This is a genomic window from Jatrophihabitans sp. sgz311053 (assembly GCF_056135305.1).
The window spans coordinates 534,244-550,341 of record NZ_JBWAXP010000002.1; the positions used below are offsets into that span (position 1 = coordinate 534,244).

The following is a 16,098-nucleotide window of genomic DNA, read 5'->3' on the forward strand; positions in this document are numbered from 1 at the left end:
GACAAAGTCAGTGCGTGACGGTCACCTTGGACAGCCCGCCGGGATGGTCGACGTCCACGCCGCGGGACGTGGCGAGGGCGCGGGCCACGAGCTGTCCGGGGACGACGGCCACCACGGGGCTGAGCCATGGCGGCACGCCGGCCGGGACGGGCACCACGGTGGTGATGCCGTCGGGCAGTGAGGCGTCGTTCGCCGCCGCCGCGAGCACGTGGACCGCCGCACCGCGGCCGAGCAGGCCGGGGACGATCTCGAGCACGCTGCTGCTCGCCGCCTCGTCGGGGGCGACCAGCAGCACCGGGACCTCCGGGGTCACCGCACCCACCGGCCCGTGGAGCAGGTCGGCCGGCGACCAGGGCACCACCTGCGTCCCCGTCAGCTCGGTGATCTTCAGTGCGGTCTCGTGGGCGGTGGCGAGGTTGAGGCCGCGGCCGACGGCCACCGCCCGGCCCGCGGGATGCAGGGTGCGGGCGGTCTCGCGGGCGGCGGGATCGGCGAGGTCCAGCGCGCCGCGCAGCAGCTCGGGCAGCTGCCGCAGCTCGTCCCACGCACCGGCGGTGGCCGAGGCGGGGCCGAGAGCCAGGGCCAACCCGGCGACGGCGACGAGCGAGGTGGTGTAGGTCTTGGTGGCGGCGACCGAGCGTTCGGCCCCGGCCGCGAGGTCGACGACGTGGTCGACCGCCGCCGCCAGCGGGGACGCCGCGTCGTTGGTGATCGCCACGGTCGGGCGTCCCTGCGCGCGGGCGGCCCGGATCACCGCCACGATGTCGGTGGAGCGCCCCGACTGCGAGATCGCGACGACGAGCTGACCGGTCATCGCCGGGGTGCGGTCGTAGACGGTGGTGAGACTGGGCGTGGCGAGGGTGACGGCCAGCTCGCTGCGCAGCGGGACGAGGTACTGCGCGTAGCGGGCGGCATTGTCCGAGCTGCCGCGGGCGACCAGCGTCACCCCCGTGCAGCCGACCGCCAGCTCGCGGAGCCGCTCGACGTGCTCGGGCAGCGAGGCCAGCAGGCGCGCGATCGCGTCGGGCTGCTCGGCGAGCTCGTCGTCCAGCCGCGTCATGCCGCCGCCCGCCCCTCGACCAGGGCGGTGCGGACACCGAGGTCGTCGTCCAGGACGACGACGTCGGCGAGGTTCCCCGGCCGCAGCGCGCCGACATCGTTGCGCCGCAGCAGCCCCGCCGGGACGGCGGTGGCGGCGGTGAGCGCCACGGCGACGTCGATGCCGAGGGCGACACAGTGACGGACGCAGCCGAGCAGTGTGGCGGCGCTGCCGGCCAATGCGCCCTCGGCATTGCGGACCTCGCCGCCGCGCAGCCGCACCGGGACGTCGCCGAGTCGGTAATCGCCGTCCGGCATTGCGGCGGCCGCGGTGGCGTCGGTGACCAGCGCGACGCGTCCGGGTGCCGCGGCGAAGGCCAGCCTGACGAGCTCGGCCGAGAGGTGGTGGCCGTCGGCGATGAGCCCGTTGACCACGCCGGGCCGGGTCAGCGCCTCGCCGGCCAGACCGCCGTCGCGTCCGCGCATCGGCGGCATCGCGTTGAAGAGATGGGTGGTGCCGGCGGCTCCCCGCCCGAAGGCGGCGGCTGCCTGCGCGGCGGTGGCCGCGCTGTGTCCGAGCAGGACGGTGACGCCGCGCGCGGCGAGGGCGCCGATGACCTCGAGGGCTCCCGGCAGCTCCGGGGCGAGGGTCACCGCTGCCACGCCGGAGCTGATCAGTCGCTCCATCCCGGCGGCGTCCGGGTCACGTCGGTACCGCGCCGGATGAGTGCCGAGGCGTTCGGGGGAGAGCCAGGGACCCTCCAGGTGTACTCCCAGCACGCGTGCCGCGCCGGGCTCGGGAGTGGTGGCGCAGAGGCGCGCTGTCGCCGCCGCCGTCGCCTCGACATCGCCGGTGATCACCGTCGGCAGGAAGGAGGTGACACCGTCGCGAGCCAGGGCGACGCGCACGGTGTGGATCTCGGCGGCGTCGGCCGCGGCGAGGTCGACGCCGCCGTAGCCGTTGACCTGGAGGTCCACGAGGCCGGGTACGGCGATGCCGTCCCGACCGGCCGGGCTCACCCCGACCGCCTCGATGCGTCCGTCGGCCACGGTCACGTCGCCGGGCAGCAGTCGGCCGCCGACCAGCGCGGCGGCGACACCGAGCCGGGCCCTCATCCGACTTCCAGCGTGTCGACAGCCGCCAGGGGTTCGGGCAGTCGCAGCGGATCGATGCCGGGGGTGATCCGTCCCAGCACGCGGGGGTGCCGACTGCCGGTGCCGCCGGGGACCACGCCGGGGACGCCGTGCCAGGTCAGCCAGCCGAGCAGGGCCACGAGATACGCCTCCTTGGCGTCGGACGGCAGGCCCAGCTCGTCGCTGCGGCGCAGTGGCACCGTGCCGAGCGCAGCGGACAGCCGGGCGACCAGTGTCGGGTTCCGCAGCCCCCCGCCCGAGGCGATCACGTCCTCGGCACCGTGGTGGTGCACCGCCGCCGCCACGGTCCGCGCCGTCAGCTCGACGAGCGTGGCCGCGATGTCGGCCTCGTCGAGATCACGGCCGACGAGGTGAGCGTCGAGCCAGGCCGCGGTGAAGAGCTCCCGCCCGGTGGATTTTGGTGGTTCCTGCGCAAAGTAGGGCTCGGCCAGCATGGCGTCGAGAAGGGCCCGGTCCACCTGGCCAGCGGCCGCGAGCGCCCCGTCGACGTCGTATCCCTCACCGCGACCGGCGCGCGTCGCGACGACGTCGAGCAGGCAGTTGGCGGGACCGGTGTCGTAGGCGAGGATCCGGTCCGGTGCGACCACCGTGACGTTGGCGATGCCGCCGAGGTTGAGGGCGAGGCGAACGCCGTCACCGCGCAGCCAGAGTGCGTCGAGGGTGGAGGCGAGCGGGGCGCCGTGCCCCCCGGCGGCGACATCGCGCGCCCGCAGGTCGCTGATCACCGGAAGTCCGGTGGCTTCGGCGATCCAGGCGGGTTGCCCGACCTGCAGCGTGCCGCGTGCCGTGCCGTCCTCGATCCAGTGGAAGACGGTCTGCCCGAGGGAGGCGACCAGCTCGCCGCCGTGCCGAGCATGTACCTGCGCCGCCACCGTCGCGCAGAACCGGCCGAAGTCGGTGTCGAGCCGGCAGAGCGCCTCGGCTGTGGTGCCGGCCGGTGGCAACACGGCCAGCGCGGCCTGCCGGATCGGGGCCGGCAGGGCGACGGTCTCAGCGAAGACCGGACGCAGGCGCGCTCGCCCCTGCCCGTCGTGCTCCAGGTCGGCGACGGCGACGTCCAGGCCGTCGACCGAGGTCCCCGACAGCAGCCCGATCACCTTCATGCGTGACCCACCGGGGCCGGCGCCGCCAGGGCCGCGCGCACCGAACCGGCGGCGTCGAGTCGTTCGCGTGCGGTCGCCGCGTCGAGGTCGCCGAGCAGCATGACCAGGGCGACCCGGACCGAGCCGTCCGCCGCCGCGAGGGCGCGGGCGGCCTCGTCGTAGCTCACCCCTGCGGCGTCACGCACCATCCGCTGGGCGCGCCGACGCAGCTTGTCGTTGCTGGCGATCATCTCCACCATCCAGGGACCGAAGGTGGTCCCGGCGCGGACCATGGCCGCCGTCGACAGCGTGTTCAGCGCGATCTTCTGCGCGGTGCCTGCGGCGAGGCGGGTCGAGCCGGCGATGACCTCGGGGCCGGTGAGCAGCTCGACGGCGATGTCGGCGACGGCGGACAGCGGGCTGTCCGGGGCGTTGCCGATCCCCACCGTGGCCGCGCCCCGGTCGGCGGCCCGCCGCAGCGCCGCCAGCACGTAAGGCGTGCGTCCCGACGCGGTGATGCCCACCACGACATCGCCCGGTCCGACGCGGAGATCGTCGACATCCGCGGCGCCGGCCGCCCCGTCGTCCTCGGCGCCCTCGATGGCGGTGGTCCCGGCGCGCTGGCCCCCGGCGAGCAGCACCGGCACCCGGTCCGGGGGCAGGTCGAAGGTCGGGGTCAGCTCGGCGGCGTCCTGGACGGCGAGGCGGCCGGGGGTCCCCGCACCGACGTAGACCAGCCGGCCGGTGCCGGCGAGCGCGGCCCCGGCCAGCTCGGCAGCAGCGCTGAGCGGCGCCGCCGCTGCCAGCACCGCACCGGCGGCACCGCGGTGCCCCTCGGCGAGGCGGGTCACGAGGCGCTCGGTCGGCCAGAGGTCGAGGTCCGCGGTGTCCGGCGCCACCGCCTCGGTCGGCAGCAGGTCGGTGTCGTGCTCGGCGTCGGTGCGGGGGCGGCCGACAAAGGCCTCGTCGGCGAAGGCCCCGGTGTCGGCGAGCAGGGCACGGAGTCCGTCGACGGCGTCGCCGGCCGGCGCGGTCCATGCCCGGCGTGAGCGCGCTTCGAGCCGGGGTGCGAGCAGCGGAGCCAGTCCGCCGACCACCGCGATCGGCAGGTCGGTCGGCAGCGGTGTGAGGGTCTCGGTCAGGCCGTCGGCGGCGGCGTCGAGCACCCGGCGCGCGGCGTCGTCGCCCTGCGCCGCGGCGGCCGCGACCTCGGGCACGAAGGCCGCGAGGCGGGCCGGGAGGGCAGGGTCGCCGAGCAGCCGTGGCCAGCCCGTGGCGCGTCCGAAGCGCGCCACGGCGGCCGCGTGCAGCGGGCCTGCGGGATCGGCGTCGGCCTCGCGCAGCGCCTGCCAGCCGATCCAGGCACCGCCACCGGTGTCGCCCAGCAGCAGGCCGCGACCGTCGAGCCGCAGGACGCGGCCGCTGATCCGAGCCACCGTCACCGCGCCGGTGCCGAGCGCGACTGCGGCTCCGTCCCCGCCGGCGAAGGCGCCGGCCTGCCACGCCGCGGAGTCGCTGACGACGAGCACCGGGTCGGGCGCGATCGGGAACGAGGCGGCCAGGGTGTCGGCGAAGAGCTGGGCGGCGTCGGTGTCGGTGACGATGCCGGGTGCGCAGACGGCCAGCCGCCAGGCACCCGTGATCGGGACGGCGGCCCGGACGGCGGTGGTGACGGTCCGGGCGGTGCCGACCGCCCCCTCGGGGCCGAGGACGGCCGCGCCGCCGGGGAGGTGTCGGTCGACGGTCGACTCGCCGTCGGAGACCACCCGCAGGTGACTGCGCCCGACGTCGACCAGCACGGTGGTGCTGCGGCTCATCGACGCCCCTCGCGCGGCGGCAGGATGTCGATCTCGATCAGGTAGCGGTCGGCGCGGTAGAGGGCGTCGACGTACTCGACGACCTCGCCGTGGTGATCACGGGACAGCCGCAGGAACCGGAACGCGGCGGTGCCGGGGTCGACGCCGAGCAGCTCGGCCTCGGCGGCGTCGAGGACGACGGGCTCCACGCTCTGCCGGCCGTTGGCCACGCGCCGCCCGAACCGCTCGCTGAGCAGGGCGTAGTACGAGCCGTGGGCCAGGTCAGTACCGGTCAGGCCGGGGACGCGGTGCGCAGGGACGTGCAGGGTCTCCAGCGCGATCGGCTGCTCGTCGGCCAGCCGGAGGCGACGCACGACGAGCACCGGGTCCTCGCGGGCGATCTCCAGACGTGCCGCCAGCGAGTCGTCGGCCTCGCGCACGCTGTCGCCGATGAGCTCGGTGGACGGTCGCAGTCCCCGCCGGCGCATGTCCTCGTGGAAGGAGGTGGCCATGAGCGGTTGTGCTGCGGCGGGCCGGCGCACGAAGGTCCCCGCGCCGTGGCGCCGCTCCACGATGCGGCGCGCCTCGAGTTCGTCCAGGGCCCGTCGGACCGTCATGCGGGAGACCCCGCAGCTCACCGCGAGCTCGCGTTCGCCGGGGAGGAGCGCCCCAGGGCCGAGCCCCTCGGCGAGCTCCCGGACGTACCGCTCGACTTCGTCAGCGCGAATAGGCACGCCACAGGTATAGACCAGTGAGGGCGGCTGCGGCAAGACTTCCTCGCGCAGGCTGCTGCGTGACCAGTTCCTGCCAGTTTGCCCGATCACGTCGGTTCTGTCGGAGGCGCCAGGCAGGATGGCTCCACTCAGCACAATGTCAGGAATCGACGACCGAAAGGACCCGCGTGTTCTCGCGATCTCCCCGTGCTAACCGACGGTGGCTGCTCGGCCTCGGTGGCAGTGCCGCCCTGGCGGTCTCCGGTCTGGCCGGTCTCGGCGCGCCCGTCGCCGCGGCCGCCGGTCCAGCTCCGACGCTCGCCGGACCGGAGGTCGAGTACTCCGTCCTCGCGGCCGACCCAGCCGTCCGCGGCGCCGGCACGGTCACCGCCGCCGAGCGTGCGGTCCGCGCGCAGGGCGGCCGGGTCGTCTCGGTCAACCGCGCCGTGGGCCTGCTGACGGTGCGCGCGCCGCAGCAGGGGTTCACCGCCCGCATGGCCGGTGTCCGCGGCGTCACCACCGCCCCCGTCACGGTCGTGGGACGAAACCCGCGCACCGACCGGATCTCGCGCAAGGAACTCGCCGTGGCCCGCGGCGCGATCGGCCGGGCCGCCAAGGCGCGCAAGACCCGCAGCGCCGGAGCCGACCCGCTGGACTCCCAGCTCTGGGGGCTGCGCTCCGTCCGCGCGGACCTGGCCCGCACCGTCCAGCCCGGCGACCGTCGGGTGAAGGTCGGCATCATCGACACCGGCGTCGACGGGACGCACCCCGACATCAAGCCGCACTTCGACGCCAAGGACTCCCGCAACTTCACGCAGGACATCCCCACCGACCCGACCGGTGCCGTCGTCGACGGGCCGTGCGAGTTCCGCGGCTGCGTGGACCCGGCCGACCACGACGACAACGGTCACGGCACGCACGTCGCGGGGACGATCGGCGCCGCCGCCAACGGCGTCGGCGTGACCGGGGTGGCGCCGGACGTCACGCTGGTGAACGTCCGCGCCGGCCAAGACTCCGGCTACTTCTTCCTGCAGCCGGTCGTCGACGCGCTGACCTACGCCGGGGACGCCGGCATCGACGTGGTGAACATGTCCTTCTACGTCGATCCCTGGCTTTATAACTGCACGGCCAACCCCGCCGATACCCCGCAGCAGCAGGCTGAGCAGCGGGTGACGATCACGGCGATGACCCGCGCCATGAACTACGCGCACAAGCACGGCGTCACCCAGTTGGCCGCCATGGGCAACGAGCACTCCGACCTCACGGCGCCACCGGCGGACACCTCCAGCCCCGACTACCCGGCCAACTCGACCCACCCCCGCCCCATCGACGACGCCACCTGTCTGTCCCTGCCCACCGAGGGTCCGCATGCGATCGCGGTCGGCTCCTACGGTCCGTCGCGGGCCAAGGCCGACTACTCCAACTGGGGTTCGCCCATCTCGGTGTCGGCGCCCGGCGGCTGGTACCGCGACTACGTCGGCACCGACAAGTACAAGACGAACGAGAACCTCATCCTCTCGGCCTACCCGAAGAACGTCGCGATCGCCGATGGTGCCGTCGACGCCGCCACCGGGGCCATCACGGCGGCCGGCGTGGCTGCCGGTGTCCAGCGTGACTGCAAGGGGACGGTCTGCGGCTACTACCAGTTCCTGCAGGGCACCTCGATGGCGACGCCCCATGCCTCGGGTGTCGCCGCATTGATCGTCAGCCAGTACGGCAAGGGAGGGAAGAAGAACTTCGGCCTCGCCCCGGATGCGGTCCGCCGCGTGCTCGAGGGGACAGCCTTCGCGCTGTCCTGCCCGGTCCCGGCCACCCGCAGTTACGCCGCCGAGGGGCGGGACGCCAGCTGGACGGCGACCTGCACCGGCACGCCGACGAACAACTCGTTCTACGGTCACGGCTCGGTCGACGCGTACGCCGCCGTCACTCGTGGCAAGCAGTTCCTGCGGTAGTGCAGCGGCTCTCGGCCGGCGCGCCACGGTTCAGGTGAACCGTGGCGCGCTGGCGGCTCAGAGCTCCTCGTCGAGCAGTGGGCGCAGGAACACCTCCGGATCGAGCAGGAAGTCGCGCCAGTTCTGCACGAGCTCCAGGTCGTCCCAGGCGCTCTCGCGCAGGCCCCAGTCGCCGACCTCGTAGATCGTCGCGCCGGGGGTGGCGGCGATCAGGGGGGAGTGGGTGGCGACGATCGCCTGCCGGGTCTGGTCGCCGGCGATGCTGTGCAGCATGTCGACCAGCGCCAGGCAGCCGGTGAACGACAGCGCCGACTCCGGCTCGTCCAGGACGTAGAGGCCGGGGTCGTGCAAGCGGGTCTGCAGCACCTCGATGAACGATTCACCGTGGGAGAACTCGTGGTAATGCTCGCCGCCGAGCTCCTCGAGATAGGTGTAGTAGCCGTGCATCGTCTCGGCTCGCAGGAAGAAGCCCCACCGGGCGGCTCCCGCGCCGCGGGTGAGCCGTAGCGCGCGGACGAGTTCGGACTCGGTCGGTCGGGTGCTGTGCTGTGCGCCGGTCGAGCCGCCCTCCGGCGAGAGCCCGAAGCGCTGCGCGATGGCCTCGATGATCGTGGACTTCCCCGACCCGTTCTCCCCGACGAGGACGGTGAGCCGGCCGAGCTGCAGCCCCTCTGCCAGCAGCTGCGACACCGCCGGGATGTGCCAGGGCCACCGGTCGGGGTCGATTCCGACCGGGGAGCTGTCGTCGCGAGACAGGGCCACGACCGGCAGTTCGAGCACCCGGTCAGCCTGCCAGGTCAGCCTGACGGGTCACCGGACGCTCAGTGCGCCGGGATGTGGCCACGCCTCCGGGGTCGTCGACCGTTTCGCCCCCGGCGAACGCCGGAACAGCATGGGGTCTCACTGCCTTGAGTCGGTATCACTCAAGAAAACCGAGGTTGACCGTGAGCGATGTGCTGACCCTTCCCATCCTGTCCCTTCCCGAGACCGTGGTGCTGCCGGGCATGGTGGTGCCCGTGCCGTTGGACGGCGCCGACGGTGCGGACACCCGCGCCGTCATCGACGCCGCCCGTGCCGGTAGCGACGGCACCCTGCTGCTCGCCCCGCGGCTGGCGGACCGCTACCCGACCTACGGTGTCGTCGCCACCATCGAGCAGGTCGGCCGGCTCCCCGGCGGTGAGCGGGCGGCGGTGCTGCGCGCCGGGTCCCGTGCCAAGTTGGGGTCCGGGGTGCCGGGGCCCGGTGCCGCCCTCTGGGTGGAGGCCGAGCCCGTCGATCCCGACGAGGTCACCGAGCAGGTCCGGCAGCTCGCGGCCGAGTACCGCACCGTCGTGGTGGCGATCCTGCAGCGCCGCAACGCCTGGCAGGTGATCGACTCCGTCCAGCGGATCACCGACCCCTCCGAGCTGGCTGATCTCGCCGGCTACGCGCCCTACCTCTCCGACGCCCAGAAGCGTGAGCTGTTGGAGACCCCGGACCTCGAGGCCCGGCTGCTGCGCGTCCTCGCCTGGGCCCGCGACCACCTCGCCGAGCTGGAGGTGTCGGAGAAGATCCAGACCGACGTCCGTGAGGGCATGGACAAGCGGCAGCGGGAGTTCCTGCTGCGCGAACAGCTCGCCGCCATCCGCAAGGAGCTCGGCGAGGGCGAGCCCGAGGGCACCGACGACTACCGGGCCCGCGTCGAGGCGGTGGAGCTACCCGACAAGGTGCGCGATGCCGCGCTGCGCGAGGTCGACAAGCTCGAGCGCGCCTCGGACCAGAGTCCCGAGACGAGTTGGATCCGCACCTGGCTGGACACCGTCCTGGACCTGCCGTGGGGCGTGCGTACCGACGACACAACCGACATCGCCGGCGCTCGCGAGATCCTGGACGCCGACCACCACGGCCTGGACGACGTGAAGGACCGCATCGTCGAGTACCTGGCCGTCCGGTCGCGCCGGGCACAGCGTGGCCTGGAGGTCGTCGGCGGACGCGGCTCCGGCGCGGTGCTGGCCCTCGTCGGCCCGCCCGGCGTCGGCAAGACTTCGCTCGGCGAGTCCGTCGCCCGCGCCCTGGGGCGGAAGTTCGTCCGGGTCGCGCTCGGCGGTGTCCGGGACGAGGCGGAGATCCGTGGCCACCGGCGCACCTACGTCGGCGCGATGCCCGGCCGCATCGTCCGCGCCATCAGCGAGGCCGGGTCGATGAACCCGGTGGTGCTGCTGGACGAGATAGACAAGGTCGGCAGCGACTACCGGGGCGACCCCGCTGCGGCGCTGCTGGAGGTGCTGGACCCGGCGCAGAACCACACCTTCCGCGACCACTACCTCGAGGTGGACCTGGATCTCTCCGATGTCGTCTTCCTCGCCACCGCCAACGTCGCCGACACCATCCCGGAGGCGTTGTTCGACCGGATGGAGGTGGTGACCCTCGACGGCTACACCGAGGACGACAAGGTCGCCATCGCCCGGACGCACCTGCTGCCCCGGCAGCTGTCCCGGGCGGCGTTGGCGGCGCACGAGGCCACCGTCGCCGACGACGCGCTGCGTGCCGTCGCCGCGGACTACACCCGCGAGGCCGGCGTTCGGCAGCTCGAACGGGCACTGGCCAAGATTTTGCGCAAGGTGGCGACAAAGCTCGCTGTCGACGACGCGCCTGTCACGGTCGAGGCCGCGAACCTGCGCGACTACCTCGGCCGGCCCCGCTTCCTGCCCGAGTCGGCGGAGCGGACAGCGGTCCCCGGCGTGGCCACCGGTCTCGCCGTCACCGGTGCCGGCGGGGACGTCCTCTTCATCGAGGCCTCCGCCTCGCCGGGGGAGGGCCGGCTGACCCTGACCGGACAGCTGGGCGACGTCATGAAGGAGTCAGCGCACATCGCGCTGAGCTACCTCAAGGCGCACCGCCCCGATCTCGCGGAGCCGCTGGACCGCACGATCCACCTGCACGTCCCGGCCGGTGCCGTCCCCAAGGACGGCCCCTCAGCCGGCGTCACGATGGTGACGGCGCTGGCGTCGCTGGCGACCGGGCTGCCGGTGCGCTCGGACGTCGGCATGACCGGCGAGGTCACGCTCAACGGCCGGGTGCTGCCCATCGGCGGGGTGAAGCAGAAGCTGCTCGCCGCCCAGCGCGCCGGGCTGAAGACCGTCTTCATCCCGCTGCGCAACGAGCCCGATCTGGACGATGTCCCGGCCGAGGTGCTCGAGGCCCTGGACGTGCGCCCGGTCGGCGATGTCGCCGAGATCCTCGCTGCGGCGTTGGAGCAGTCGGCGTCGGCCGAGCGTGCCGCCTGATCATGCGTTTTTGGCGGCAGACGCTCGCATGTGAGCGTCGGCCGCCAAAAGCGGTGTCAGGGGGACGGGGGGAGGGCGTCAGGGGGTGGCGCCGCGCGGCTTGAGACGCCCCGGCGGGAGGGCCGGTGCGGGCAGCCGGTAGCCGTCGAAGCCGACGACGTCGCCGAACGAGCCGCTGGCGCCGCCCATCCAGTCGGCCCGGGCGGTGGCGATCTCGTCGGAATCACGGGCCACGAAGTTCCACCACATGACGAGCTGCTCGTCGAAGGGCGTTCCGCCCAGCAGCATGAAGGTGGCGCCGTCGGGGGCGGAGACGTCGAGCGAGCCGCGTCCGGTACCCAGATAGGCCATCGCACCGACGGTGAGCTCGGTGCCGTCGACCACGACGGATCCCGACATCACCAGCGCGCCGAACTCGAAGTCCGGCTCGAGTGCGATCACGTCGCGGCCGCCCGGAGGCATCCGCACCGAGGCGCCGACGAGGTCGGTGTAGGTCGTGCCGACCGACGGCGTGCCGGCCAGCGAGCCGAGGAAGACCGTGATCTCGGCGCCGGGGGCGTCCAGCACGGGCAGCTCAGTGAGGTGCTGCCAGGCCGGGGCGACGCCCCGATCGGCGTCGGGCAGGGCGACCCAGAGCTGGACTCCGTGGAGCAGCGCCGGGTGCGGCACGGGGGAGTGCTCGGCGTGGGTGATGGCCCGTCCGGAGGTCATCAGCCCCAGATCTCCCGGCCGGATGATCACGTCGTTGCCGAGGCTGTCGCGGTGATGGACCTCGCCGGCGAGCAGCCAGCTCACCGTCTGCAGCCCGATGTGCGGATGCGGCGGCACCTGCATGCCGGGCGCGGCGGCGACGTCGTCGGGTCCGTAGTGGTCGACGAAGCACCAGGCGCCGACCAGTCGCCGGCCGAGATTGGGCAGCAGCCGCCGGACGCTGGTCGTCTCGCCGAGCAGCACCTCCTTGCCGGCGTGCACCTCGAGCACCGGCCGGGGAGCGACCTGCGCGAGACCACCGCAGCGGGCGACGTCCGGGGCGCGGTCGAGATTGCTCATGAGACGACGTTACCTGCGGCTGGGCCCTCGGCAGCGGCACCAGCAGCCCCCGCCGGGGTGCGACCCGTGCGCCGGGTGCGGCACCCGGCGCACGGCGTCGCTCACCGCGAGGTCGCCGGCACCCGCTCCTCGATGCCGTGTGCGCGGAGCCGGTCGTCCAGCTTCTCGCCCTCGATGTCCGGGTCGGGCACGAGCCGGCCGTACCAGCGAGGGTGATGCCAGATGCGGGCCCCGGCGATCGCCATCACCGCCGGCACCAGCGTCAGCCGCACCACGAACGCGTCCACCAGCACGCCGACGGCGAAGCTGAAGCCGATCGACTTGATGATGGGATCGTCGCCGAGGATGAAGGCGGCGAAGACGGCCGCCATGATCAGCGCGGCGGCGGTGACGACGCGCGCGGACTGACCGGTACCGATGATCACCGCCTGCCGGGCGTCGCCGTGCTTGGTGAAGTGCTCCTTGATCCGCGACACCACGAAGACCTCGTAGTCCGACGAGAGCCCGAAGATGATCGCGATCAGGATGATCGGCAGGAAGCTCAGCGTCTGGCTCGGCTCGACGCCGAAGAGGTCCTTGAGCCAGCCCCACTGGAAGACCGCGACCTGCGTGCCGAAGGCCGCACCGGCCGACAGCAGGAAGCCGACGATCGACTTGATCGGCACGAGGATGGTGCGGAAGGCGAAGGTGAGCAGGACGAAGGCCAGACCGGCCACCACGATGATGAAGATCGGCAGCGCGTCACCGAGCTTGGCCGAGACGTCGATGTCCGCGGCGGTCTGCCCGCCGACGAGCAGCCGGGCGCCGGTGTCCCCGGCGATCTCCGCCCGGTCGGCCCGGATCCGGTTGACCAGCGAGGTCGTCGCGGGATCGTTGGGACCGGTCTTAGGGACCACCGTGATGATCGCGATCCCATTGGTGACGACGCCCGGCCGGGCCGCGGCGACGCCGTCCTCACGGCCGAGGGCAGCGGCGATCTCGGCCGCGGCCGCGGGTCGGGTGACACCGTCGGCGACGACGGTGAGGGTGCCGTTGTACCCGGCGCCGAAGTGCTCGGTGGTGAGGTCGTAGGCCCGGCGCGAGGTGTCGGACTCGGGACGCGAATTGGCCCCGGGGAGGCCGAGGTCCATGCTGGCGACCGGAACGGTGAGGATCGCCAGCCCCAGCACCCCGGCGATGAGGACGGGAACGCGCCGCTTGACGACCCAGCGGGCCCAGCGGGTGCCGGCGAGCTGCTCGGGATGGTCGACGGCGGCGCGCGTGGCCGCCTCGGCCCGCCGCAGGCCCGGAATCCGTGAGAAGCGCATGACCCGGTCGCCGACGAAGCCGAGGGAGGCAGGCAGCAGGGTCAGGGCGATGAGCAGAGCCATGAGGACGGCGCCGGCTCCGGCCAGCCCCATGGTGGTGAGGAAGGGGATGCCCGCCACGGTGAGGCCGCAGAGCCCGATGATCACCGACAGCCCGGCGAAGACCACCGAGCTGCCCGCGGTCCCGGCCGCGCGTCCGGCGGCCTCCAGCGCGTCCAGCCCGGCGAGCCGGTTCGTCCGGTACCGCGACAGGATGAAGAGCGCGTAGTCGATACCGCAGGCGATGCCGAGCATGATGCCGACCGTCGTCGCGGCCGAGGCGATGTCGGTCACCGCGGCGATCGCCATCATGCTCATGAACGACACCGCGACCCCGAAGAGCGCCGTGACGATGGGGAGCCCACCGGCGACGAACGAGCCGAAGGTCATCACCAGGACGATCAGCGCCACCGCGATGCCGATGGCCTCGGCGCTCTCCATGGCGCTGCCGCGGGGGTAGACCTCGCCGCTGAACTCGACCTGCAGGCCGGCGTCGCGGGCGCCCGCCACGGCCGGCGAGAGCTTGTCGATGGTGCCCTGCTTCACCTGCCCCGCGGAGGTGTCGTAGCTGACCGTGGCCAGCGCCAGCTTGCCGTCGGGCGAGATCGACCGGGCCTGGAACGGATTGCTGACAGCCGTGACCTGGGGGAGCTTGCCGAGGCGGCCGACGGCGGCGGTGATCGCCTGCCGGTCCTGCGTCGAGCTCACGCCCTGCTTGCTGGCGAAGACCACCTGGGTCGATGCGCCGGAGGCAGCGGGGAGCTTCTGCTCCAGCAGCGAGACGACGCGCTGGGATTCGGTGCCCGGGATGGAGAAGGTGTCGGTGGTCTTGCCGCCGGAGAGCTGCGCGACGGTGACGACAGCGGCGACGGCGACGAGCCACAGGGCGAGGACGAGCCCGCGGCGCCGGAAGCACCAGCGCGCGAGACGGTAGAGAGGAAAGGACACGAGGCACTCCGGCGGGTGAGATCGATATCGGGATTCACCGTACGGCAAATTTGCCGTTGACGGCAAAGTTGCAGCGCAGGTTATTCTCGTCACGTGAGCATCGATGTCGAGGCAGGCAGTGCGGGATTGCGCGAGCGCTCGAAGGCTCGACGGCGCGCCGAGATCCTCAAGGCCGGCATGCGGCTCTTTGCCGAGAAGGGCTATCTGAACACCACGGTGGTGGAGATCGCCGAGGCCGCCGAGGTGGCCCCGCGCACCGTCTCGGGCTATTTCGCCACCAAGATCGAGATCGCGACCGCCTTCGCCGACGATCTCGCCCGCACGCTCACCGACCGGCTCCGTGACGACTCGCGAGGTGACCTGCTCGCCGTCATCGACGACTGGCTGCGCACGACGGCCGAGAGTGTCGACGCCGAGACCGCGCGCCTGGCCAAGGGCATGCACGAGGCGAATCCGGAGCTGCGGGCGCTCTCCGGCGCGCACGTCATCGAGGCGGCGGAGGCCGGGATGGCGGCCCTCGCGCACTGGAGCGGGCGGCCGGCGTCCCATCCCATGGTCGCGATCGGCATCGCGGCGGTCGGCGGCGTCCTGGACCAGTACCTGGACACGGTCTTCAGCGGGGGCGGCGTCCGCGGCCTGCACGACGAGGTGATGGCCTTCCTGCAGGTCGTCCTGGACGGGGTGCGGGCCGGGTGATCACCCGGTGACGCGGGCCGCGGGTTGACGCGCCCGGCTCCGAGACTCGATCATCACCGACGTGCCGGGGCGCAGGACAACAGCGCCGGAATGCTCACCCGCGAGGCCGTCAGCCGTCGAGCTGGGTGAGTCGAGCCTCTCGGCGCAGCATCGCCCGCGCCAGCCGGGCCAGCTCGCGGGTCGCCCGCGACAGCGGCACCGACTCGCGACGGACGAAGGCGATGGTGTCCCACAGCGGCGGGTCCAGCGCGGCCAGGTGCAGGCCGTCCGGCCACGACGGGCTGCGGGTGACCGCGCGCGAGACGATGGTGTCGCCGACGCCCCGCGCCACGAGATTGAGCGCCGTCTCGACCTGCTCGACCTCGATCCAGGCGTCGAGGCGGACCCCCGCCTGGTCGGCCCGGTCGGCAAGCTGCCGGCGGGTGGGATCCCGGCTGCCCGCGTGGGCGTCGTAGAGGATCAGCTGCGCCCGGGCCAGCCCGGTGATGTCCACGGGGGCCGCGGTCCGTGCCGGGTCCGCGCTGACGTACACCACCTCGTCGCGCGCCCACGGCAGCACGCGCAGCCCCTCGGTCTCCACGGGCAGGACCACCAGCCCCGCCTCGAGCGAGCCCTCGGCGACCGCCACGGCCACGTCGGCGGAGTTCAGGCCGATGAGGCGGACGCGTACCGCCGGATGCTCCTCGTTGAAGCGCTGCACGAGGTCGGAGAGCAGGTAGTAGTCGGCGTTGCGGAGCACGCCGAAGGTGGCCGTCCCGCCGGTGAGGTCCTGCACCGAGCGCAACGCCGTCGCGGCCCCGTCGACGGCGCCGAGTGCTGCCTCGGCGTGGGGCAGCAGCCCCTCCCCGGCGGCCGTCAGGCTGAGCCGCCGGCCGCGGATGAAGAGCTGGACGTCGTACTCGTCCTCGAGGCGGCGGACGAGCTCGGAGATCGACGCCTGCGAGATGCCCATGGTCCGGGCCGCGGCGGTGAACGAGCCGTGGCGCGCCGTCTCGAGGAAGGCGCGCAGCTGGGTCAGCGTCACGTCGTAAGCATAGGGCAACCCTATGGAGGTCA

Annotated in this window: 12 protein-coding genes; 3 read left to right on the top strand and 9 right to left on the bottom strand. The window is 73.3% G+C overall.

Going from position 1 to position 16,098, the window contains the following annotated elements; all coding sequences use genetic code 11:
- Positions 1 to 7 precede the first annotated feature (7 nt).
- Genes AC0NZQ_RS11465 through AC0NZQ_RS11485 form a run of 5 tightly spaced genes read right to left on the bottom strand, consistent with a single transcriptional unit; the run spans position 8 to position 5,805 of the window.
- The gene (locus AC0NZQ_RS11465; protein WP_474529960.1) at positions 8 to 1,060 is read right to left on the bottom strand and encodes an SIS domain-containing protein; all 1,053 of its coding nucleotides are present in this window, start codon (positions 1,058 to 1,060) and stop codon (positions 8 to 10) included.
- Positions 1,057 to 2,154, bottom strand: a complete 1,098-nt coding sequence (gene nagA, locus AC0NZQ_RS11470) for an N-acetylglucosamine-6-phosphate deacetylase (RefSeq protein WP_474529961.1) — start codon at positions 2,152 to 2,154, stop codon at positions 1,057 to 1,059. Before nagA ends, AC0NZQ_RS11465 begins: the two co-directional genes overlap by 4 nt.
- Positions 2,151 to 3,296: an anhydro-N-acetylmuramic acid kinase gene (locus AC0NZQ_RS11475; RefSeq protein WP_474529962.1), complete on the bottom strand. Its 1,146-nt coding sequence runs from the start codon at positions 3,294 to 3,296 to the stop codon at positions 2,151 to 2,153. Before AC0NZQ_RS11475 ends, nagA begins: the two co-directional genes overlap by 4 nt.
- Entirely contained in the window at positions 3,293 to 5,092 is a 1,800-nt protein-coding gene (locus AC0NZQ_RS11480) for an N-acetylmuramic acid 6-phosphate etherase (RefSeq protein ID WP_474529963.1), read from the bottom strand. The genes AC0NZQ_RS11475 and AC0NZQ_RS11480 overlap by 4 nt, the downstream gene beginning before the upstream one ends.
- Positions 5,089 to 5,805, bottom strand: coding sequence for a GntR family transcriptional regulator (locus AC0NZQ_RS11485; protein ID WP_474529964.1), 717 nt, complete (start codon positions 5,803 to 5,805; stop codon positions 5,089 to 5,091). The genes AC0NZQ_RS11480 and AC0NZQ_RS11485 overlap by 4 nt, the downstream gene beginning before the upstream one ends.
- A gap of 167 nt (positions 5,806 to 5,972) precedes the next feature.
- On the opposite strand from AC0NZQ_RS11485, the gene AC0NZQ_RS11490 reads away from it, so the two are divergent.
- A complete protein-coding gene (locus AC0NZQ_RS11490; RefSeq protein ID WP_474529965.1) occupies positions 5,973 to 7,736 on the top strand; it encodes a S8 family serine peptidase in 1,764 nt (587 codons plus the stop codon).
- A gap of 57 nt (positions 7,737 to 7,793) precedes the next feature.
- Here the strand turns inward: AC0NZQ_RS11490 and AC0NZQ_RS11495 are convergent, their stop codons facing one another.
- A complete protein-coding gene (locus AC0NZQ_RS11495; RefSeq protein ID WP_474531377.1) occupies positions 7,794 to 8,507 on the bottom strand; it encodes an AAA family ATPase in 714 nt (237 codons plus the stop codon).
- 173 nt (positions 8,508 to 8,680) lie between these two features.
- Here AC0NZQ_RS11495 and lon point away from each other — a divergent pair, with 173 nt between their 5' ends.
- A complete protein-coding gene (gene lon, locus AC0NZQ_RS11500) occupies positions 8,681 to 11,002 on the top strand; it encodes an endopeptidase La (protein WP_474529966.1) in 2,322 nt (773 codons plus the stop codon).
- 78 nt (positions 11,003 to 11,080) lie between these two features.
- Here lon and AC0NZQ_RS11505 read toward each other — a convergent pair whose 3' ends face one another.
- The gene (locus AC0NZQ_RS11505; RefSeq protein WP_474529967.1) at positions 11,081 to 12,052 is read right to left on the bottom strand and encodes a pirin family protein; all 972 of its coding nucleotides are present in this window, start codon (positions 12,050 to 12,052) and stop codon (positions 11,081 to 11,083) included.
- A 101-nt stretch (positions 12,053 to 12,153) separates the two neighbouring features.
- Positions 12,154 to 14,346 (bottom strand): MMPL family transporter, encoded by a 2,193-nt coding sequence (locus tag AC0NZQ_RS11510; RefSeq protein WP_474529968.1) that lies wholly within the window; start codon positions 14,344 to 14,346, stop codon positions 12,154 to 12,156.
- 93 nt (positions 14,347 to 14,439) lie between these two features.
- Here AC0NZQ_RS11510 and AC0NZQ_RS11515 point away from each other — a divergent pair, with 93 nt between their 5' ends.
- Positions 14,440 to 15,042, top strand: coding sequence for a TetR/AcrR family transcriptional regulator (locus AC0NZQ_RS11515; protein WP_474529969.1), 603 nt, complete (start codon positions 14,440 to 14,442; stop codon positions 15,040 to 15,042).
- A gap of 109 nt (positions 15,043 to 15,151) precedes the next feature.
- Here the strand turns inward: AC0NZQ_RS11515 and AC0NZQ_RS11520 are convergent, their stop codons facing one another.
- Positions 15,152 to 16,066 carry a LysR family transcriptional regulator gene (locus AC0NZQ_RS11520; protein ID WP_474529970.1) on the bottom strand — a complete coding sequence of 305 codons (915 nt, stop codon included), beginning with the start codon at positions 16,064 to 16,066 and terminating at the stop codon, positions 15,152 to 15,154.
- Positions 16,067 to 16,098 lie beyond the last annotated feature (32 nt).